This window comes from Desulfovibrio sp. JC010 (genome assembly GCF_010470675.1).
In the GTDB taxonomy this organism is placed as follows: Bacteria; Desulfobacterota; Desulfovibrionia; order Desulfovibrionales; family Desulfovibrionaceae; genus Maridesulfovibrio.
On sequence record NZ_VOIQ01000010.1, the window covers coordinates 143,135 to 159,338 of the forward strand.

General features: G+C 40.9%; 13 protein-coding genes and 1 pseudogene. 2 read left to right on the plus strand and 12 right to left on the minus strand.

Features of this window, described 5'->3' with window-relative positions; genetic code table 11:
- Window positions 1–200: 200 nt before the first annotated feature.
- The 6 genes and pseudogenes from FMR86_RS12780 to FMR86_RS20845 form a co-directional block, all read right to left on the minus strand.
- A complete protein-coding gene (locus FMR86_RS12780) occupies window positions 201–1,220 on the minus strand; it encodes a hypothetical protein (RefSeq protein ID WP_163351796.1) in 1,020 nt (339 codons plus the stop codon).
- A gap of 74 nt (window positions 1,221–1,294) precedes the next feature.
- Window positions 1,295–3,091 carry a reverse transcriptase domain-containing protein gene (locus FMR86_RS12785; protein WP_163351797.1) on the minus strand — a complete coding sequence of 599 codons (1,797 nt, stop codon included), beginning with the start codon at window positions 3,089–3,091 and terminating at the stop codon, window positions 1,295–1,297.
- 872 nt (window positions 3,092–3,963) lie between these two features.
- The gene (locus FMR86_RS12790; RefSeq protein WP_163351798.1) at window positions 3,964–4,317 is read right to left on the minus strand and encodes a hypothetical protein; all 354 of its coding nucleotides are present in this window, start codon (window positions 4,315–4,317) and stop codon (window positions 3,964–3,966) included.
- A 23-nt stretch (window positions 4,318–4,340) separates the two neighbouring features.
- A complete protein-coding gene (locus FMR86_RS12795; protein WP_163351799.1) occupies window positions 4,341–4,916 on the minus strand; it encodes a recombinase family protein in 576 nt (191 codons plus the stop codon).
- 1,046 nt (window positions 4,917–5,962) lie between these two features.
- A complete protein-coding gene (locus FMR86_RS20585) occupies window positions 5,963–7,357 on the minus strand; it encodes a flagellin (protein WP_373682482.1) in 1,395 nt (464 codons plus the stop codon).
- A gap of 6 nt (window positions 7,358–7,363) precedes the next feature.
- A pseudogene (locus FMR86_RS20845) lies at window positions 7,364–7,795 on the minus strand (flagellin); the annotation flags it as partial.
- 177 nt (window positions 7,796–7,972) lie between these two features.
- On the opposite strand from FMR86_RS20845, the gene FMR86_RS12810 reads away from it, so the two are divergent.
- Complete coding sequence (locus tag FMR86_RS12810) at window positions 7,973–8,296, plus strand: helix-turn-helix domain-containing protein (RefSeq protein WP_163351800.1); 324 nt, start codon at window positions 7,973–7,975, stop codon at window positions 8,294–8,296.
- Window positions 8,297–9,021: 725 nt separating this feature from the next.
- Here FMR86_RS12810 and FMR86_RS12815 read toward each other — a convergent pair.
- The 3 genes from FMR86_RS12815 to FMR86_RS12825 all read right to left on the minus strand — a co-directional run bounded on the left by FMR86_RS12815 (window position 9,022) and on the right by FMR86_RS12825 (window position 10,456).
- Window positions 9,022–9,567: a hypothetical protein gene (locus FMR86_RS12815; protein ID WP_163351801.1), complete on the minus strand. Its 546-nt coding sequence runs from the start codon at window positions 9,565–9,567 to the stop codon at window positions 9,022–9,024.
- Between the two features lie 54 nt (window positions 9,568–9,621).
- The gene (locus tag FMR86_RS12820; RefSeq protein WP_163351802.1) at window positions 9,622–9,834 is read right to left on the minus strand and encodes a hypothetical protein; all 213 of its coding nucleotides are present in this window, start codon (window positions 9,832–9,834) and stop codon (window positions 9,622–9,624) included.
- A gap of 445 nt (window positions 9,835–10,279) precedes the next feature.
- Window positions 10,280–10,456: a hypothetical protein gene (locus FMR86_RS12825; protein WP_163351803.1), complete on the minus strand. Its 177-nt coding sequence runs from the start codon at window positions 10,454–10,456 to the stop codon at window positions 10,280–10,282.
- 1,573 nt (window positions 10,457–12,029) lie between these two features.
- Here FMR86_RS12825 and FMR86_RS12830 point away from each other — a divergent pair.
- On the plus strand, window positions 12,030–13,217 hold the full coding sequence (locus tag FMR86_RS12830) for a site-specific integrase (RefSeq protein WP_163351804.1): 1,188 nt from the start codon (window positions 12,030–12,032) through the stop codon (window positions 13,215–13,217).
- Window positions 13,218–13,294: 77 nt separating this feature from the next.
- On the opposite strand, the gene FMR86_RS12835 is transcribed toward FMR86_RS12830, so the two are convergent.
- The 3 genes from FMR86_RS12835 to FMR86_RS12845 form a co-directional block, all read right to left on the minus strand.
- Window positions 13,295–14,521 (minus strand): ATP-binding protein, encoded by a 1,227-nt coding sequence (locus FMR86_RS12835; RefSeq protein WP_163351805.1) that lies wholly within the window; start codon window positions 14,519–14,521, stop codon window positions 13,295–13,297.
- A gap of 446 nt (window positions 14,522–14,967) precedes the next feature.
- On the minus strand, window positions 14,968–15,705 hold the full coding sequence (locus FMR86_RS12840; protein WP_163351806.1) for a DUF5131 family protein: 738 nt from the start codon (window positions 15,703–15,705) through the stop codon (window positions 14,968–14,970).
- Window positions 15,706–15,784: 79 nt separating this feature from the next.
- Window positions 15,785–16,162 (minus strand): C-GCAxxG-C-C family protein, encoded by a 378-nt coding sequence (locus tag FMR86_RS12845; RefSeq protein ID WP_239057233.1) that lies wholly within the window; start codon window positions 16,160–16,162, stop codon window positions 15,785–15,787.
- Window positions 16,163–16,204 lie beyond the last annotated feature (42 nt).

The following is a 16,204-nucleotide window of genomic DNA, read 5'->3' on the forward strand; positions in this document are numbered from 1 at the left end:
TGGTTAATGTTGTTAGGCGTGCTAGGTTATAATAACCACATATGAATACAGCAGTATTTGCTAATCAAGTGTGATTTACTGCTACTCTTTAATTGCTATGATCAAATCAGGAGCACAGTTAAAGCATGTGCAAATAAATTATAGTTAAAGTTTAATTACGACATCGTTGTACATTTCATTTGTCATGTCATTACTTAGTGTTAAATATTCTTAAGATAATCAGCCTTAGGCCACAGTTCAAACGCTAATTCAATAAATGTCCCAATCGACATTCCTTCCTTTGCAACCCCCGCCGAGTGTGGCGATGATAGCTGGTAGCGTGATCCGGCGGTGCCATTTAGCCTGAAGTAATGATTGTCGATAACAATCATGGCGCAGTTGCTATCCCGACATTCGACAATCGCAGTATCAAAAATGAAAGGCCAATCTTCACCAAATTCATCTTTCGTAACTTGCTGTCGCGTATATACTTTGCCGTATTTTTTGATGAAATCCTGTTCAGATATGTTGTTAATCGGAGTAGGAAGTTGCCCATTCTCGCGCTTAAGAATATACTCGTAATCATGTACGCCTAATTCAGAGTCATTAGCGTAAAGAAATGTCATCAGTGGAGATAGTAGTTGTTTCGAATCTTCATTCATGCAGTCAAAATATGGAAGTCTTACCAAGGCGCGAATATAGCGTTCTATTGTTCCTAATATCACTGCTGATTTAATTTGCTGTGATAAGTTGTAGTCATGCCCCCTTATCACTTCTTCTTCAAGCTCTATCCACTGTTCTTTAATAGATTCTTGATTAGGATTTTCCAAAATATTGATAGTGTCGAATTTCCCAACAAACAAGTATTCTTGTAAAATGCTTAGTATTCGATTTATCATTTCATCTGAAGTAACAAATTCATAGTCGAGTCGTTTAGATCGGCAACCATCATTACTATACAGCGTTATGATAAAATCCTTCATCTTTAATATTTTATGGCTATATTTACACTTTATTTTATTACGTTGTAATTCACCATTATTTAGAAATTCATCTGTAGCGATAATCAACTTACTCAACTTCTCAATCCCCAGAGACATATGCGACAAGAAAACATCGTAACCTGAGAGGGACAAGTTTCCTTTTGAGTACGTTGCTAAAGCTTCAAGCAATACTAGCTTGACTTCATTGCTTTCTTCAATCAGGGCAAATCGCTGCTGAACATTACTGATGCTGTGCATGTCTTCACTCATATAATATTTGGAAGTTAAATGCTCTTGATTTTAAGTCCGTGGAGTTTAAATACTACTGATTGCTAGTGGCTACTATCTGAAATATGAAGTTGGTATATCTCTTTAATTCTTAAAAATGTTGGCATAAACCCAGAAAAGTTCATCGTTCTGAACGGTTGAATTCCTCTAGCAATCGAAACCGCAAAATTAGTCTTACTGAGCGCAATACTCTTTTCCGTACCATCCTTCTTCCTTAGGAAAACTTCATTATCGACAATCTTTTCATCGTTAGATGTTTTTTTCTTGGAAAAAATATTTGGGTTCATTTTGTGAACTGAATTACCATCAAATTCAGAGCTTAAATATAACCTCCTTCCGTACTCATCAGTTTTCAGCATATCGTGTAAATCGTATATCTGTTCTATTGCATATTTTTCGTAAATAGAACCTTCTGGCTTTTGGAGAAGAATGGAAAACACATTATTGCCATGGTCGATAAACTTTTTACCTTTATGCTTATTATTAATTCTTTCAAGATCACAATCGAATACACATACTACTGGATGACGATATGTCACATAATGATCTTTTGCAGTTGAGCAAAACGTCCATAGGTTATCTTCCCCACCTTTTTCTTTTCTGCTGTGCGGGTAAAAATATATTGGAAACGACAGTTCAGGATCACTACACAATCTTTTATATGCTGTCTTAAGGTGCATCCAGTCTGTTTGGCCTTCACCCAAAACAGTAACCATGTCACTTTCGTTAATAGTAAGGTGTTTTAAACGCTCAATATATTTTTTATACGATTGACGCTCTAACAAATTCTTACTGTAGCCTAACCTATTCAATTTTGCCTTATTGCCTTTATGCTTCTCGTTTATTTCGAACCTTTTGTCTTTTACAGAACCTATCCATTCGAGCTTTCCCTTTATAATCTTCCCGAAGACAGTTTTATCTTCCTCTTCGTGCTGGTTGTTTCTGGTGTCATACTTTTCAATATACTTGGTATATGCCAATTCAAGGCCATTTACTTTCCAATCATGAAGCATCGCACGAACTTGATTTATGGACCGCTTTCTGACGTTTGGAAAGTCGTTCACAGTTAAACCTGTTACTATTTGCCTATCAGATTGGGTTCTCAATGATGTTTTTTCACCATTAATTTTGAAACCATGGTCATCAATTATTTCAACCAAACCTTCTCCCGGATTCCAGATTCCATCAAAAAAAGCGATATCTTCAGGAAAATCCTTAACATTCGTCGAAAACGTTATGTCGTCGACATATCTCGTGTAGTAACAGCGATAATTTTTCGCGAGATCGCTTAGATCTCGGTCCATATGCGAACAGATCATGTTCGAAATTATAGGAGAACATGGCGAGCCTTGAGGAAGAAAGTCATTATAACACGCAATCTTGGCAATGAGTATTGCGATACTGCGGTCTAATTTATATGGATTAGATCGAAAAAGCCCCATAACTCTTCCGAAATGGATAGATGGAAAGAAATCTTTCAAGTCAACGTTGAATACGTATCGTTTCTTAGAATGGACTAAGGCATTTCCGAATACTGTTTTATCTTGATTATTGTCAGATTTTTTTATGTAGCCATAGGCTGCTTTTTTAGGCTCATATACTCCAGAAAGCCTTATTGCTAATGACCTCTGAATTGCCTTTAATGCTGTTGTAGGTGCTGAGATATTTCTATCGGTTCCGTTTCTCTTTTTAATCGTAAAATCAGTATATTGTCCGTTTGGGCCGCCATGTAATCCATACAGGATGTAACCAAAGTCTTTAGGAGTGAATCCGAGGTAAGTTGCGAATTGATGAAGACTTGTTATGCGTCGTAATTGCTTTAAACTTTCTTTTCTCTTCACGGCAATCTCGCATTGTTAGGGTATCTGCTGTATAATTCTACATGCTGCGCAGCTCATGGCGTTAAAGTCAACCAGAGCCGTCGAACAGGCGGTGATAGCCAGCATGGCAACGTACAATAATCATCGATGGAGCACCGACAAAAAGGCAATTACTTTTCAGCAGATACCCACCACACTGTGAGCGAAACATTTATAATATGTCAAGAAGCTTTGTTCATGTGCTAAAGTAATTCGTAATTTCAACCCACTTCCTATTAAGGAGTACAATGAACTGACTTTGCAAAGATTGATTATTACCTCTCCATTAAATATTATATTCCTCTTAATTCCAGAGTGAAAAAGGCTCAGTGATAAATCCATTGAGTGTGACCTCAACTGATAGAAGCCCTGCTCATTCGCATTCTTTACCCCTTCGCACCGTCAATTGGTCTCTCTGAGTGGTAAGCCCTGCCTCACCTCAGAATGTTTAAATAAGGAGCAAATCTAAGATTTCAAAAAATATTAGTTATGAATATAAAATATTCGTAATTAATATAGCTAAATTCATTTTTTTCGCATAAAATACATATTTTTATTTGACATTAGTGCGCAGCAGATTTAAAAGTTCTTCACTACCAACGAAACAGTTCATGAAATCGTTTCATCGGTACACCTAAGCTTAAGGCAGGGTGTGGTTAGGTGAGGTTCGGTCAGGCAAGGTCTGGTTTGGTGTGGTAGGGTAAGGTCTGGGGTGGTTTAAAGACCACCAATACAAACACGAACCCCGCTTCAAATAGGAGCGGGGTTCTTTACATAAAGCTTAAAAGACCGTTTCTTTAAAAGAATTTTGATCATTCAAAATTGAGTAAGCATTCTATATGCATAATTAAATTTTAAATAGCGTTGCATTTAACACCTTTTTCAATCTCACCGTTAAGAACTTTTTGGCAGTATTCCCAAGAATTTATCATTACCTCAGACTCCATATTGAGAACATCAATCTCAGGTGAATTGTCCTTCAATTCGTAGGGCTTAACGCCCACCTTACGCCTGCGAGCATTAACCTTATCAATGTATTCTTGGCGCATAGGCGACACGCCTCGTGCTCTGTCTTGGGCATCAGCGATGGAGTCATATACGTGATCATATTCTTCAGGAAAAAGTTCGCAGTGAAGATTTCTCAGAGGGGCAGTTCTATCGACATAATCTTGCATTTTTTTCTTTAAGAATTTTTTGCGTTTTGACATGCAGCCTCCATGAATTATGAAATTTAAATTTGAGCTGTAGGATTTTTTTGATCACCAATATTTTTATAAATTGTCACCCGCGAAACACCGAACTCACGTGCGAGATGGGTCACTTTTTCACCGTTAGATTTTCTTTCAATTATCTCTGTCAGCTGATCGTTACTTAAAGCCCGTTTGCGGCCTTTATATTTCCCCTTTTGCTTGGCAATGGCGATGCCCTCGGCCTGTCTTTCACGAATCAGATTTCGTTCGAACTCACCGAATGCGCCCAGCATTTGAAACATCAGCTGTTGAAGGGGCGAAACCTGACCATTGAAAATCAAATTTTCTTTCATAAAATGGACCGCGACACCCTTCTCGGAAAGTTCATCAACAATATTTTGAAGGTCTCTGAGGTTTCGTGCCAGACGATCAATACTATGCACATATAAGGTATCACCCTCTCGAAGGTAAGAAAGGCAGTCTGACAGTGCAGGGCGGTTTTTATCTTTGCCTGAAATACGGTCTTCGAACACCCGATCCAAATCAATGTCTGCTAATTGCCGTTCAGTATTTTGCAACAAGGAACTCACTCGAACATATCCGACACGTGCACCCATACTCACCCTCTCATGAAGTGTTAATTTGAAATCTTAAACACCAGCTTACATATGTAAATAAACTATCAATACAACCCTATATTAACACATTTATAGAATTTGTAAACTGTAAGTGTGAGCTAGACTCTAAACTAGCACTTTAAATCTGAGGCATTACCCCTTAGCAAGCTGATGTTCTAATTCAATGTTCACACTCTATATACAACTACCCCATATGAACCCCATATTCATACGTTGTTTAATTAAAGAGAATTATCTTAATAATTAGGAGGCAAGTGAGAACTGTCTCATATAGCGTGCATGTGACGTATATGAGACCTATAAGGCAGCGCATTAGGTATGTATCATATACCCATACCTAAACGAGCAACTACAACACCCCTGTTCATATCAATAGGTAAAGGATATGGTCACAGTAGATTGATATACCTGAACAGATTCTCAGCACACAAGCATATCAATCAACCATCACATCACTACTAAGCCACATGCACACCTACTCTCTGGGCCTTATCAAGGTCTCAGGGTTTGCTTCCATTACTGCCTGCTTCAGAATCTCTGGAACACCTTCACCAACGTAACTTTCAGGTCAGAATTCAGATGTGTCAGATCCGTGTACACCTTTAATGACATCTCTTAATCAAATATTAAGAACACGGTTACAGTAGGAACTCACAGATTTATCATGTGACTCCGCAAGAACCTTAAGACTTTCACAAAGACCTTCATCGACGTATACATTAAGTTTAATGTTATTTTTCATTTTTTACTCCTGATTGTATTGATATGGCAGATCTCTTTATTAGTCATATTTCAAATTACATTACTTTAAGATACTACCATAGTTTTAATTCTACCTTTATTTATAAAAAAGTTACGTTACGTTAACGTTATTTTTTAAAACATACTGAACGGATGGCTTGTTACATTGAAAAATATGTGAGTTGATATGATATTGTTTTTACCTTCAGGGTTCAGTATGAAGCAATTCTCAGTCTGGAAAAAATATTCGTAATGATTTTTTTATGATGCGGGGAAGTTTCCTGTTATCCGCCTTCAATTAGCCGAAGAATGGTTCTCGGCATGGAGTTCGCTTGCGCGAGCATCGCCGTTGCTGACTGTGATAGAATCTGATCTTTCGTGAACTCGGTCATTTCATTAGCTACATCAACGTCAGAAATTCGAGATTCAGCAGCCTGTAGGTTCTCAGCTTGAATCGAAATATTCGTAGCGGAATTTTCAAGACGGTTCTGTGTGGCCCCAAGGTTGGCCCTGATTTTATCCTTCTTGATGATTGCATCATCAATAGCAGCAAGTGAGTACTGTGCGGCTGTCTGGCTCGCGACATTGAGGTTGCCAATCCCTAACCCTGAATCTGATATTCCAGCATCACCGGAAGTTATTCGATAAAAATCTTCAGCAGCGTCATTCCCTGCACCGAAGTGGATCAATGGACCTGTGCTGCTCACTTCGCCAAGTTTGTAGATCTCGGTACCATCTGTAAGGTTAAAACTGGACGCATACACCTCATCACCGCTGGTTTCGATAAACTGAAAAAATAAGTTGTTGGCATTGCCTAACCCATCCTGCGCTGTCTCATTCCATTCTCCATCGCTTTCGGACAGAAAATTGCCGCCTGTTACGTCGTTTCGTGTAGAGATAACTGGAACACCCGCAACATTATAAACCTCGGCAGTAATGTTATTCGGATCGCCGAAACCATCTAGGGTAATAGTTTTCCAACCGAATTCAGTTAGCTCGTAGACTTTTGCACCTTCAATCTCGTTACGGGTAGAAACGTATAGGTCACCATCAACCTCACTGAATCTTACCCTAATGTCATTGCTATTAAATCCGGGTAAATCTACATCGCTCCACTCGCCAGTCAAGCCGTCATACTGTTTAATCACAGAACCGCTGTTATTCGAGGAGCCTGCATACAGAGTCCCATTATGATCGGTAAATCTGAGTCCATAGTTATCAGGGTCTCCGAATCCGTCCTCGGCGAGCATGGTTAGCTCATCGCCGTTGACTCTGTATAAAGAGCCTCCTGTGGTGGGGTTAGAGGCAGAAACATAAGTAACACCGCTAAACTCTTCAATAATACCACCTCTATTCGTGGTGTCTCCTGTAATTCCATTGTTAAACAGTTGCACCCAGTTTCCATTGCTGTCCATCTGGTGGATCTTGCCGCCAGTAGCAGAATCTGATGAATGAGCAGTCAACTTACCATCGATTATTTTTAATCCCGTAGCTCCGCCAGTTGGACTCAACCTGTTATCTGCGTTCGGAACAATCGGAGTCCATGTGCTCCCGCCATCGTAACGATAAACTCGACTTCGGTTGTCAGCGGCATATAGTTGCCCATTATATGAGACTATAGACCCTTCAACATTGCCAACTCCACCGAAGCCGGAAGTATTAATCTGTTGCGGGTCCATTTCAAATCCCAAAACTTCATCATTAATAATTTTGATCCCGTTGAAGTCTGTGGCTTCACTGATCCGCTGAATCTCATTTTTCATGGCCTGAAATTCATCATTAATAATTTGACGCTGGTCAGCATTGTACGTGCCTGTAGCGGCCTGAGTGGCGAGTTCTTTCATTCGGATAAGCTTTTCATCAATGACGGAGAGAGCACCATCAGCTGTCTGAATCATGGAAATTGCGTCATTGATATTTCGTACCCCCTGTTGGTGTGAGGCAATGTCAGACCTCATCAGTTCACGTATTGCCAGACCTGCGGCATCGTCTGCGGCGGTGCCAACCCGAAGACCTGAGGACAACCTTCGTGTCGAAACTCCCAGCGAACCGTAATGTTTACTCAAAGATTTAGCGGCAGAAGATGCCATTAAATTGTGATTTATCGACAAGACCATTTTCTACGAACTCCTCAACAGGAAATTTTTTCCGACTCAGGTCAACAGGAACCCTTGAAACAACACAAATCGAATCAACTTCGTCTTTCGTAGAAAAAATATGAGCAAAATTCATACCACTGTTGATTATTAATCATCATACCATTCACTACCATTGTCAGCCTTAAGGAGGCGACGATGACAACACTTCAAGATGCATTTGGTAAACGGCTACGTGATATCCGTCGCAGGATGGATCTTACTCAGGAAAAATTAGCGGACTCCGCAGATATGTCGGTTCAGTACATTTCCGATATTGAGCGCGGCAAAAGGAACCCTTCACTGTCGAGCATAGAAACGCTCGCAAGGGCCTTGGATATGTCTGTTTCAGATCTTTTCAATATGGAAGAATTTCAAATTGATGCAGGTGAGATGAGAGATAAACTCATATCTAGAATTGAGCAGGCGGACGAAGAAAAGCTCCGTGTGTTTTTCGCCATTTCGCGGACGATACTTGGGTAGCTTCTGATTGATAGCCTCTTGCGTCGGTTTTAACCCCATGAGGGCTGTCTGACGGTCTCTCAGATGTTATTCTGGGGTAGGATAAATCAAGATGGCAGCCCCATTACGGGACTGCCTCTTCTCTGGGGTAGTCGCTAACCGATCTTAATTTCGTTAGTAGTATTTAGCACACTCTGAAATTCAGAGAGCATCAGACCATGAAGGAATTCTTCGTCTTCAGCCTTCATTAAAAAGCTGTCATGAATCGGAATGCACGGTTTACCTAGCTCCATACATCGTGAAAGTATCCTTGATACGATGAGTGAATCAAGACATTGGATTGATCTACCTGTCTCGGTGAAGAAGTACTTCTTGATCGGGGCATGATGTTGAGTGAGACTATCAAGTATTTTTCAAATCTCCCAATCCTCAAGTTTACCTCTGGGTACTGCCTTCCTGATTGCTTCGTAGGCAGCCCTTTTCCCCCGTGTATTGAAAATAATCAACATTGATTTTTTTACATAGGGACGAAGGGGTTCAAATCCCGGAATAGTGTAAAGATCACCATGTGGTGGGACTATACCCTCAAGAGCGTACAAGAGGTTTAAATGATAGCTCGAAAAGTCAAGCTCAATCACCTTTGAATAATTGATTAAAACCTGCTTGCGTAAGTGGTATGGCAGTCCACTTTTACACAGTTTCTTCTGCCAAAGACACTGAACCCAATGACCGTACCAACGTCCACCTCAGGCGAAATAACGACCTGTGGATTCATCGTAATTGAATGATCTTCGAAGATACGGAAACCGAAAAGCATCTGGATACTGACGACGGCACATTTCTAATCCATACTGCTGCTCTGGGGTTAGTTCGTCCATTGAAAAATGAAACTTCGATAGGAAGGTATTGTAAGCTGTGATGAATCCTTCTTGCTGCTCAGAACTGAAATAAAATTTGAACCCGTTTAGATCATGCAGGACAATTTCACCTTCAAAATGTTCATAAGGTATGAATTTTGATTGCCTGCGCTTCTTCCCCTTTTTACCCTTGACTGGGGCCTTCCAGATCTTTTTGACTGAAATTGGATTTCTTATGAGTTGCAGACTAGAAAGATCAATTTTTCCAGAGAGATGACTTTGAATAATGCTGATCAATTCCAATTTTGGAAGAAAAAAAGATCTGATGCTTTCATATTTAAGGTCATCATCCTCAGACTCCTCAGATTCAGTTGGGAGTTCAAATGTTTTCCCCTGACAGATCCGAACCAACTTGAATTCCTCAAGCTGATCCATAACTGACATAACCCATTTGGAATATCCACGAGGATTTCTGGGATTTGATGATACTCAGTAATTTTTATCCCGTGAAAGTGTGATGGCATCTGCGCCTTCATCAATCAGAATAAGTGTATTGAGGATCAATTGGTTAATTAAGTCCCGTGCTTTTAAGCGGGTGGTTTTATATTTAAACATCTGATTAACGCCAGCAATGCCACAAAGTTCGTCAGCGCATGGGGTCATAATTGCATTAAGGTCATCATCAATGTTGAAAAATTTCATTCAAACCAGATGAATACTCTTCATCAGTTGATAATCGTTATTGTCAAATTTAATCATTTTATATTCCTTTGTTTAAAGTATTGAAGAAGAAACCATTAAACCTATCAAGGTATTTAATGTATTACCCTTTTTTTTATTTCTCTATTCTTTCCTTCTCTCTTTTTCATTTTCCCCTCTCTTCATTAATAGGACATTTTGAAATCATTGAATCAGAATAAATGTTAACCACGTAATCGAAACCCTCACCATACCATAAACATTATTTTGTTTCGGATTAATTCGTCATAACCACTTATTTTCTAACAACATTTACTAACTTTAAAGCTAGTATCGATATCAATATTCCAACCTGTCACAATAAAGACGGGCTGTTTCAACTATTACATTTAACTGATTTAGATCAGCCCAACACATAGCTTTTCAACCCGACTTTTAACTAATTAATTCAAGGACTTTCCCTTTGCAATGGGCGACCCATACCATATTTAATATAAGCATCTCTTACTACTTCAGTGATATAGTTTTTTTCATCCTGTACAAAGTCTAAGCCAACATTCACGAATTTCACCTTTTGCCCTTGAATTACACGATGTAGCTCTTTCCAGCTTTCAGCAAAGGCCAATTCTCGCCCCTGACTTCTTGTTCATCCATCAGCTTCTCACTTATAAATCAGCCCACGATCGATCACGTCAACTAGTAATGAATTTGTTGTACAAACCAAAACACCTTTACCTAAGGCTTTAGCGACACTACCTTCTATCACCGAAGCAATCGTTGCAGGTTCTTTACCGTAGCAAGTTTGATCTGTATCAACATTTACAAATTCATTAACCATTCCTCTATAGTTACAAGATGCTATACACCCATAGTAATTACCAAAAACACTACTTATGCGACTACTAGTCGCAACCTTCAATATTGCTCATTCATTTTTATCGAATGGCACAGAAGTACAGTTAAAATCTATTACATTCATAATTTTTCCTTCTCATGTTACAAAGTTTAAAAATAAGATGCTACGGCCTGCTTTAGCACAACCGACATCTCGCAGATTCAATACCTGAAACCTACAACGCATCTAGCCATTCCAAAAAATCTCTTTTCAGGTAGTAGACTTTCCCGGCTTCGACCCCCTTCACAGGGCCTGCTCCACTAGAATCAAGATTAGCCAAGCTTCCACGTGTATACGGGACACCGAATTCTTTTCGATATTCAGCCCACTTCGAACGTCAAAGCACAGATGGAAGCACATGATTTAACTCAGTGCTCAAATTTTTCACATACATAAGAGTCACAACTCCATTAGTTAATGTTATATAACAAGCATGCACTGAAAAACCATTACATTCAGCACAGCAATACCGAAAACATGCAAACCATGCTAGACAACACTCACTGTTGTGTCAATAGCTTTTTTGATTTTTCTCATATACTTTAAAATATTAATTATGAATTTTTTATACAAAACAAGATCAAACCACATAATTTAATATTCATAATTAATATTTAACATCACAATTAGACGCAAATGCATAATATATACTCAAAAAATACATTAGCAATATTAATAAAACACTCAGAATATTTACAGTGAATATTATATACATATTAAAAATATTCATTATTAATAATTAAGCAGTCACTCAGAATATTAATAGTGAATATTTTAAACATACTAAAATTACTCATTATCAATAATTAAGCACACACTCAGAATATTAATAGTGAATATTTTAAACATACTAAAATTACTCATTATCAATAATTAAGCATACACTCAGAATATTAATAGTGAATATTCTAGGACACACTAAAAAAGACTCATGGCGAACAATTGAGAAAGGGCGAAAGCTGACGAAAACATCACTGACTATCATCTGCTTTAACCTATAAAAGTGGGGCAGGAGTGGGGCAGATTTTACCCCAACAAAAAAAGGACTCACAGCATAAAAGCTGTAAGTCCTTGTAATATCTGGTACCGGGAGCGAGACTCGAACTCGCAAGGGCGTGAACCCGGCGGATTTTGAGTCCGTTCTATCAAGCTTCACAATAAATCACGAGATTTAATTTAAACCAACTTAAACTTTGTTTTTATTGAATTTTATACTAGAAAACCTTCATAAATCATCACTTGTGATCATTGTCCATCCTCCAAAAAAGTTGTACAGGAGTTGTACAAAAACTTGGAGATAAAAATGGCAACAAGATCGAAATGGAATAAAACAAAGTTCCCCGGAGTTCGCTACCGGGAGCATGAAACCCGCAAACACGGCATCCAGCCGGACAAATATTACACCATCACCTACAAGTATAAAGGCAAGACCAAAACCGAAGCCATCGGCTGGGCCACTCAAGGTATCAAAGCACAGGATGCGGCAAACATTCTCAGCGAGCTTAAAGTCAACCAGACGCAGGGCAAATTCCCCCAGACGCTGAAGCAAAAAAAGGAAATGGCCGCATTTGAACTCGAAGAACAGGAAGCACACGCAAAAGCAGAGAAAGCCAAAGGTATCACCTTTGATGAAATCTGGGAGCAATTTTATCGACCACAAGCGGAAGCCAACAAAGCAGCCAAATCATGGAAGCGAGAAGAAAGTTTGCATCGCATCTGGATTTCACCGGCCATTGGCAAAATCCCCTTTGCCGGTGTCTCAGCCACTGACCTTGAAAAAATAAAAATCAACATGGCTGAGAAAGAACTCAGCCCCCGCTCCATACAGTATGCGCTTGCGACCGTGCGCCAAGTATACAATGTTGCCAAGAATCTGGATATTTTCAAAGGCGATAATCCAGTCAAAAAAATCAAAATGCCCAAAATGGACAACCGGAGAACACGATTCCTTTCAGAAGATGAAGCTGTTCAGCTCCTTGAAATTTTGCAGGAAAGGAACCCTTTACTGCATAGTGTATCTTTGATTTCCCTTTACTGCGGACTGCGGGCAGGTGAAATCATTGAGCTTGAATGGCGCGACTTAAACTTCGCAGAAGATATGATTTTGATACGTGATGCCAAGAATGGATTTTCCCGCCATGCTTTCATGACCAAACAGGTCAAGCTGCAACTCCGGGAAATGCGCAAACAGGTCGCCCCCGACCAGAAGCCGGTATTCAGCGCACAACGCGGCGAAAAACTTAATGAGGTCTCCAGACTTTTCAATGAAGCAGTTGACGAGCTGGGCTTAAATGTCGGTATCGACGACCGCAGGCAGAAAGTTGTTTTCCATACCCTGCGCCACACTTTTGCAAGCTGGCTGGTTCAGCGAGGCACTCCGCTCTACACCGTAGCAAAGCTCATGGGCCATTCCACTCTGGCTATGACTGAGCGGTATGCCCATCTTGCACCGGACAACTTGAAAGCTGCTATAGCTGTTTTGGAAAATTAGCTTTTCACTATTTTATGTAGTGGCCTTTTGTACCCAGCTACACTGTTGCGAGACATCAGGGAGCTGGGTACATAATTCTATCTCCAAAGCATACTTATGGGGACAGCAAACAAGTCCTCTCCGAACGGTACAATATCTTTGCCGCCATATAAAACAACACCAGCTTTGAACTTATCGCCAAGATCTTCTTTCAATGTTTTTAATCCCCGGAAATGTTTAGGGGCTACTTGGGCGGATTGTTTAATTTCTATGCAAGCTATTTCGCCGGAAGTTTTTTCCAGAACCATATCCACTTCAAGTCCGGCATGGGTGCGGAAGTGATACGGAGTGGCTGAAACATTGCTCCATGTCAGGTGTTTGAGCACTTCATTGACCACAAAAGTTTCAACGAGCTGCCCGGCGAGTTCGGGTGTGTTCTTCAGTCGATCAGCGTCTGCGCCCATGAGGTGAGCCGCAAGCCCGCAGTCCACCAAGTAAAGCTTGGGAGATTTGACCAGACGTTTACCTAGATTCGGTCCCCATGCCGGAAGAAAATGGATCAGGAATACTTTTTCAAGCAGGTCCATGTAGCGGCGAAGTGTCGCATTGGGAATCTGCATGGTTCGAGATAGTTCCGACAAATTGAGCTGATTGGCTGTACGTGTTGCGAGCAGCCGCACAAGCTTAAGCATGACGGCTGTTTCCTGAATACGGGCGATGTCGCGTATATCCCGCTCAATGATGGATGTCAGGTATGACTCAAACCATGCATCCCGCCGCTTTAGCGATTTGCGAGCCATGACTTCAGGATAGCCGCCCGTGACAATCATTTCGGGAAGATCGTATTCGTTCGTTTCGTATTCACGTATGAAATCTTTGTTGAACAATGTCTCCACAAAATCTGCCTTGTGCCTATGGATCTCGACTTGGGCTAGAGGCCAGAGAGTCTGTATCTCCATGCGTCCGGCAAGTGAATCGCTTACAAGTGGCAAAGTCAGCAGATTTGCAGAACCTGTCAGAAGAAATTGCCCCGGCTTTCTGTCATTATCCACTGCCTCTTTGATTGCCAGCAACAATTCCGGGACACGCTGCACCTCATCAATAATAAGCGGCTTCGGCTGTCCGGCAATAAAAGCCGTTGGATCATCGGCAGCCAAGGCCAGAGATGTGGCATTGTCGAGAGTGACATACTTGGCTTTATAGGCATCAGAGAGAAGATTTTTGACCAAAGTGCTTTTACCCACCTGTCTGGCCCCGCGCAGAAAAAGAACGGGGGAATCTTCCAGTGCCTCAACAAGTTCTTGAGTGATATTTCGTAAGTACATGGTGAAATATTTACCACCTAATGGTAAAATTTCAAGGTAAAAATGTAGTACTCAAAATATGAGCGAGCGTCCGTTTGCGGCGAAGCTTATTATCGCCATACATTGAACAGTAAAGCCTGAATCATGATATTTTTTGATACTGGATGATATTTTTTGAGAAATTTTGATTTAGTTTGATTCAGATTGATTTTCTTTGCCATTATTCTTTATTGTGCGAGATTATTTGCTATTTTTCCAAAACTGCACCCAAAATACCAAAAAATGGCAAACTTTCTCATGGTGCCATAAGGCAGGACAGGTAAGGTAGTCCCACTTTTTCAAAGCGGTGTACCTTACGTCCTGCCCAGCCTTGGGCTGAGGGTGACTTATTCACCTTCGGTTCAACGTGTTTTGATTGATGGGACTTAAGGACTGCTCAGCTTTAATCGTCACGATTAAAAATATATTTATCCATCGGTTATAATATTTAAGGGCCATTCCTCATTAACCTTACCATCCAGCAGATTGCCACCCTTATTTGGTTTACGGCCATAGCTGCCCATCTGTTTCAGCCAGAAGAGGACCCCGGCAGTTTTGCATGTGTCGCGGAGTTTTCTTGCCCATTCCGGTTTCATTTCTCTTGCGCCGCTCCCGGATTCACCTCCGGCAACAACCCAGTCTATGTCCTCCAGCATTTGGGGGATAAGGTCCGGCAAGCCGTCAAGTAGCGGTTCAAATGTCACTGCCCGTGCTGTTGCGGGAACCTTTTTTAGGTTTTCAATGCGGTAGAGGTATTGGTTGGCCTCAACGGTTACTCCGGGCATGATGTTCGGGGTATAGTTGAATTCGTGGGCCAGCTCGGCAAGCCGGGTGGACCGTTTGGTCAGGAAATGAAAAGTGTGCTGCGGAGCCTGATTCATGATGGTGAAAATTTCGCGCAGGAATTCAACCGGAACATCCTTGTGGAAGGTGTCCGACATGCTGTTTACAAAGTAGAAGGTCGGCTTTTTTCTTTTGAGCACCGCTTCCATAACACCCGGATGACAGGTGATCTTTGCTCCGTTTTTATATTTTGGGTTTCCGAAACTTTGCAGTCTGGGAATCATGCGCAGGGCATAGCAGTTCTTGCAGCCGGGGCTGTGTTTGTCACATCCGGTAATGGGGTTGATGGTGATTACTTTGGGGCGTTTAAATGTGCTTGTCATTTCCTTGCTCTTGTCTTGATGAGAGCAGAACCTGCTTGATCTATTGGATGGACAGGTTCTGCTTTATTAATAGTTGTGTTCAGGAATCTAAATCAAGCAATTCCAGTACAATGCGATAGGCCGTATCTACAGCCGGAACGCATACGGTTTTTGGGGTCTCCGATTCTATATATTCTGCGAAAAGCTCTGGATCAGTCAAATCCACACCAATCAGTTCGCGACACTGGATGGTTTTCATTTCCGCCTCGAATCGACGGCGGAACTCCTGAATCACGGTCATATTTTGATACCATATCTGTTTGTTTTCAGCAGGGCCTTGTACAAGGCCGATTGACATTACAGCACCGGAGACGGCACCGCATACGGTCCCGGTAAGGCCCATGCCGCCACTTAAGCCTGTGGCTACGCCCGGAATAATGTCGCTTTCAATGTCGATTTTCTGGCTCACGGCCAGCAATACTGATTCAGATCAGGAAAAGCCTTGTTCCATGAAATGGGA

Coding starts and splice junctions, on each gene's coding strand:
- FMR86_RS12815 (WP_163351801.1), bottom strand. CDS start 9,567: ATGGATCAGCTTGAGGAATTCAAGTTGGTTCGGATCTGTCAGGGGAAA.
- FMR86_RS12780 (WP_163351796.1), bottom strand. CDS start 1,220: ATGCACAGCATCAGTAATGTTCAGCAGCGATTTGCCCTGATTGAAGAA.
- FMR86_RS12795 (WP_163351799.1), bottom strand. CDS start 4,916: ATGGGTGCACGTGTCGGATATGTTCGAGTGAGTTCCTTGTTGCAAAAT.
- FMR86_RS12830 (WP_163351804.1), top strand. CDS start 12,030: ATGGCAACAAGATCGAAATGGAATAAAACAAAGTTCCCCGGAGTTCGC.
- FMR86_RS12790 (WP_163351798.1), bottom strand. CDS start 4,317: ATGTCAAAACGCAAAAAATTCTTAAAGAAAAAAATGCAAGATTATGTC.
- FMR86_RS12810 (WP_163351800.1), top strand. CDS start 7,973: ATGACAACACTTCAAGATGCATTTGGTAAACGGCTACGTGATATCCGT.
- FMR86_RS12835 (WP_163351805.1), bottom strand. CDS start 14,521: ATGTACTTACGAAATATCACTCAAGAACTTGTTGAGGCACTGGAAGAT.
- FMR86_RS20585 (WP_373682482.1), bottom strand. CDS start 7,357: ATGGACCCGCAACAGATTAATACTTCCGGCTTCGGTGGAGTTGGCAAT.
- FMR86_RS12820 (WP_163351802.1), bottom strand. CDS start 9,834: ATGAAATTTTTCAACATTGATGATGACCTTAATGCAATTATGACCCCA.
- FMR86_RS12840 (WP_163351806.1), bottom strand. CDS start 15,705: ATGACAAGCACATTTAAACGCCCCAAAGTAATCACCATCAACCCCATT.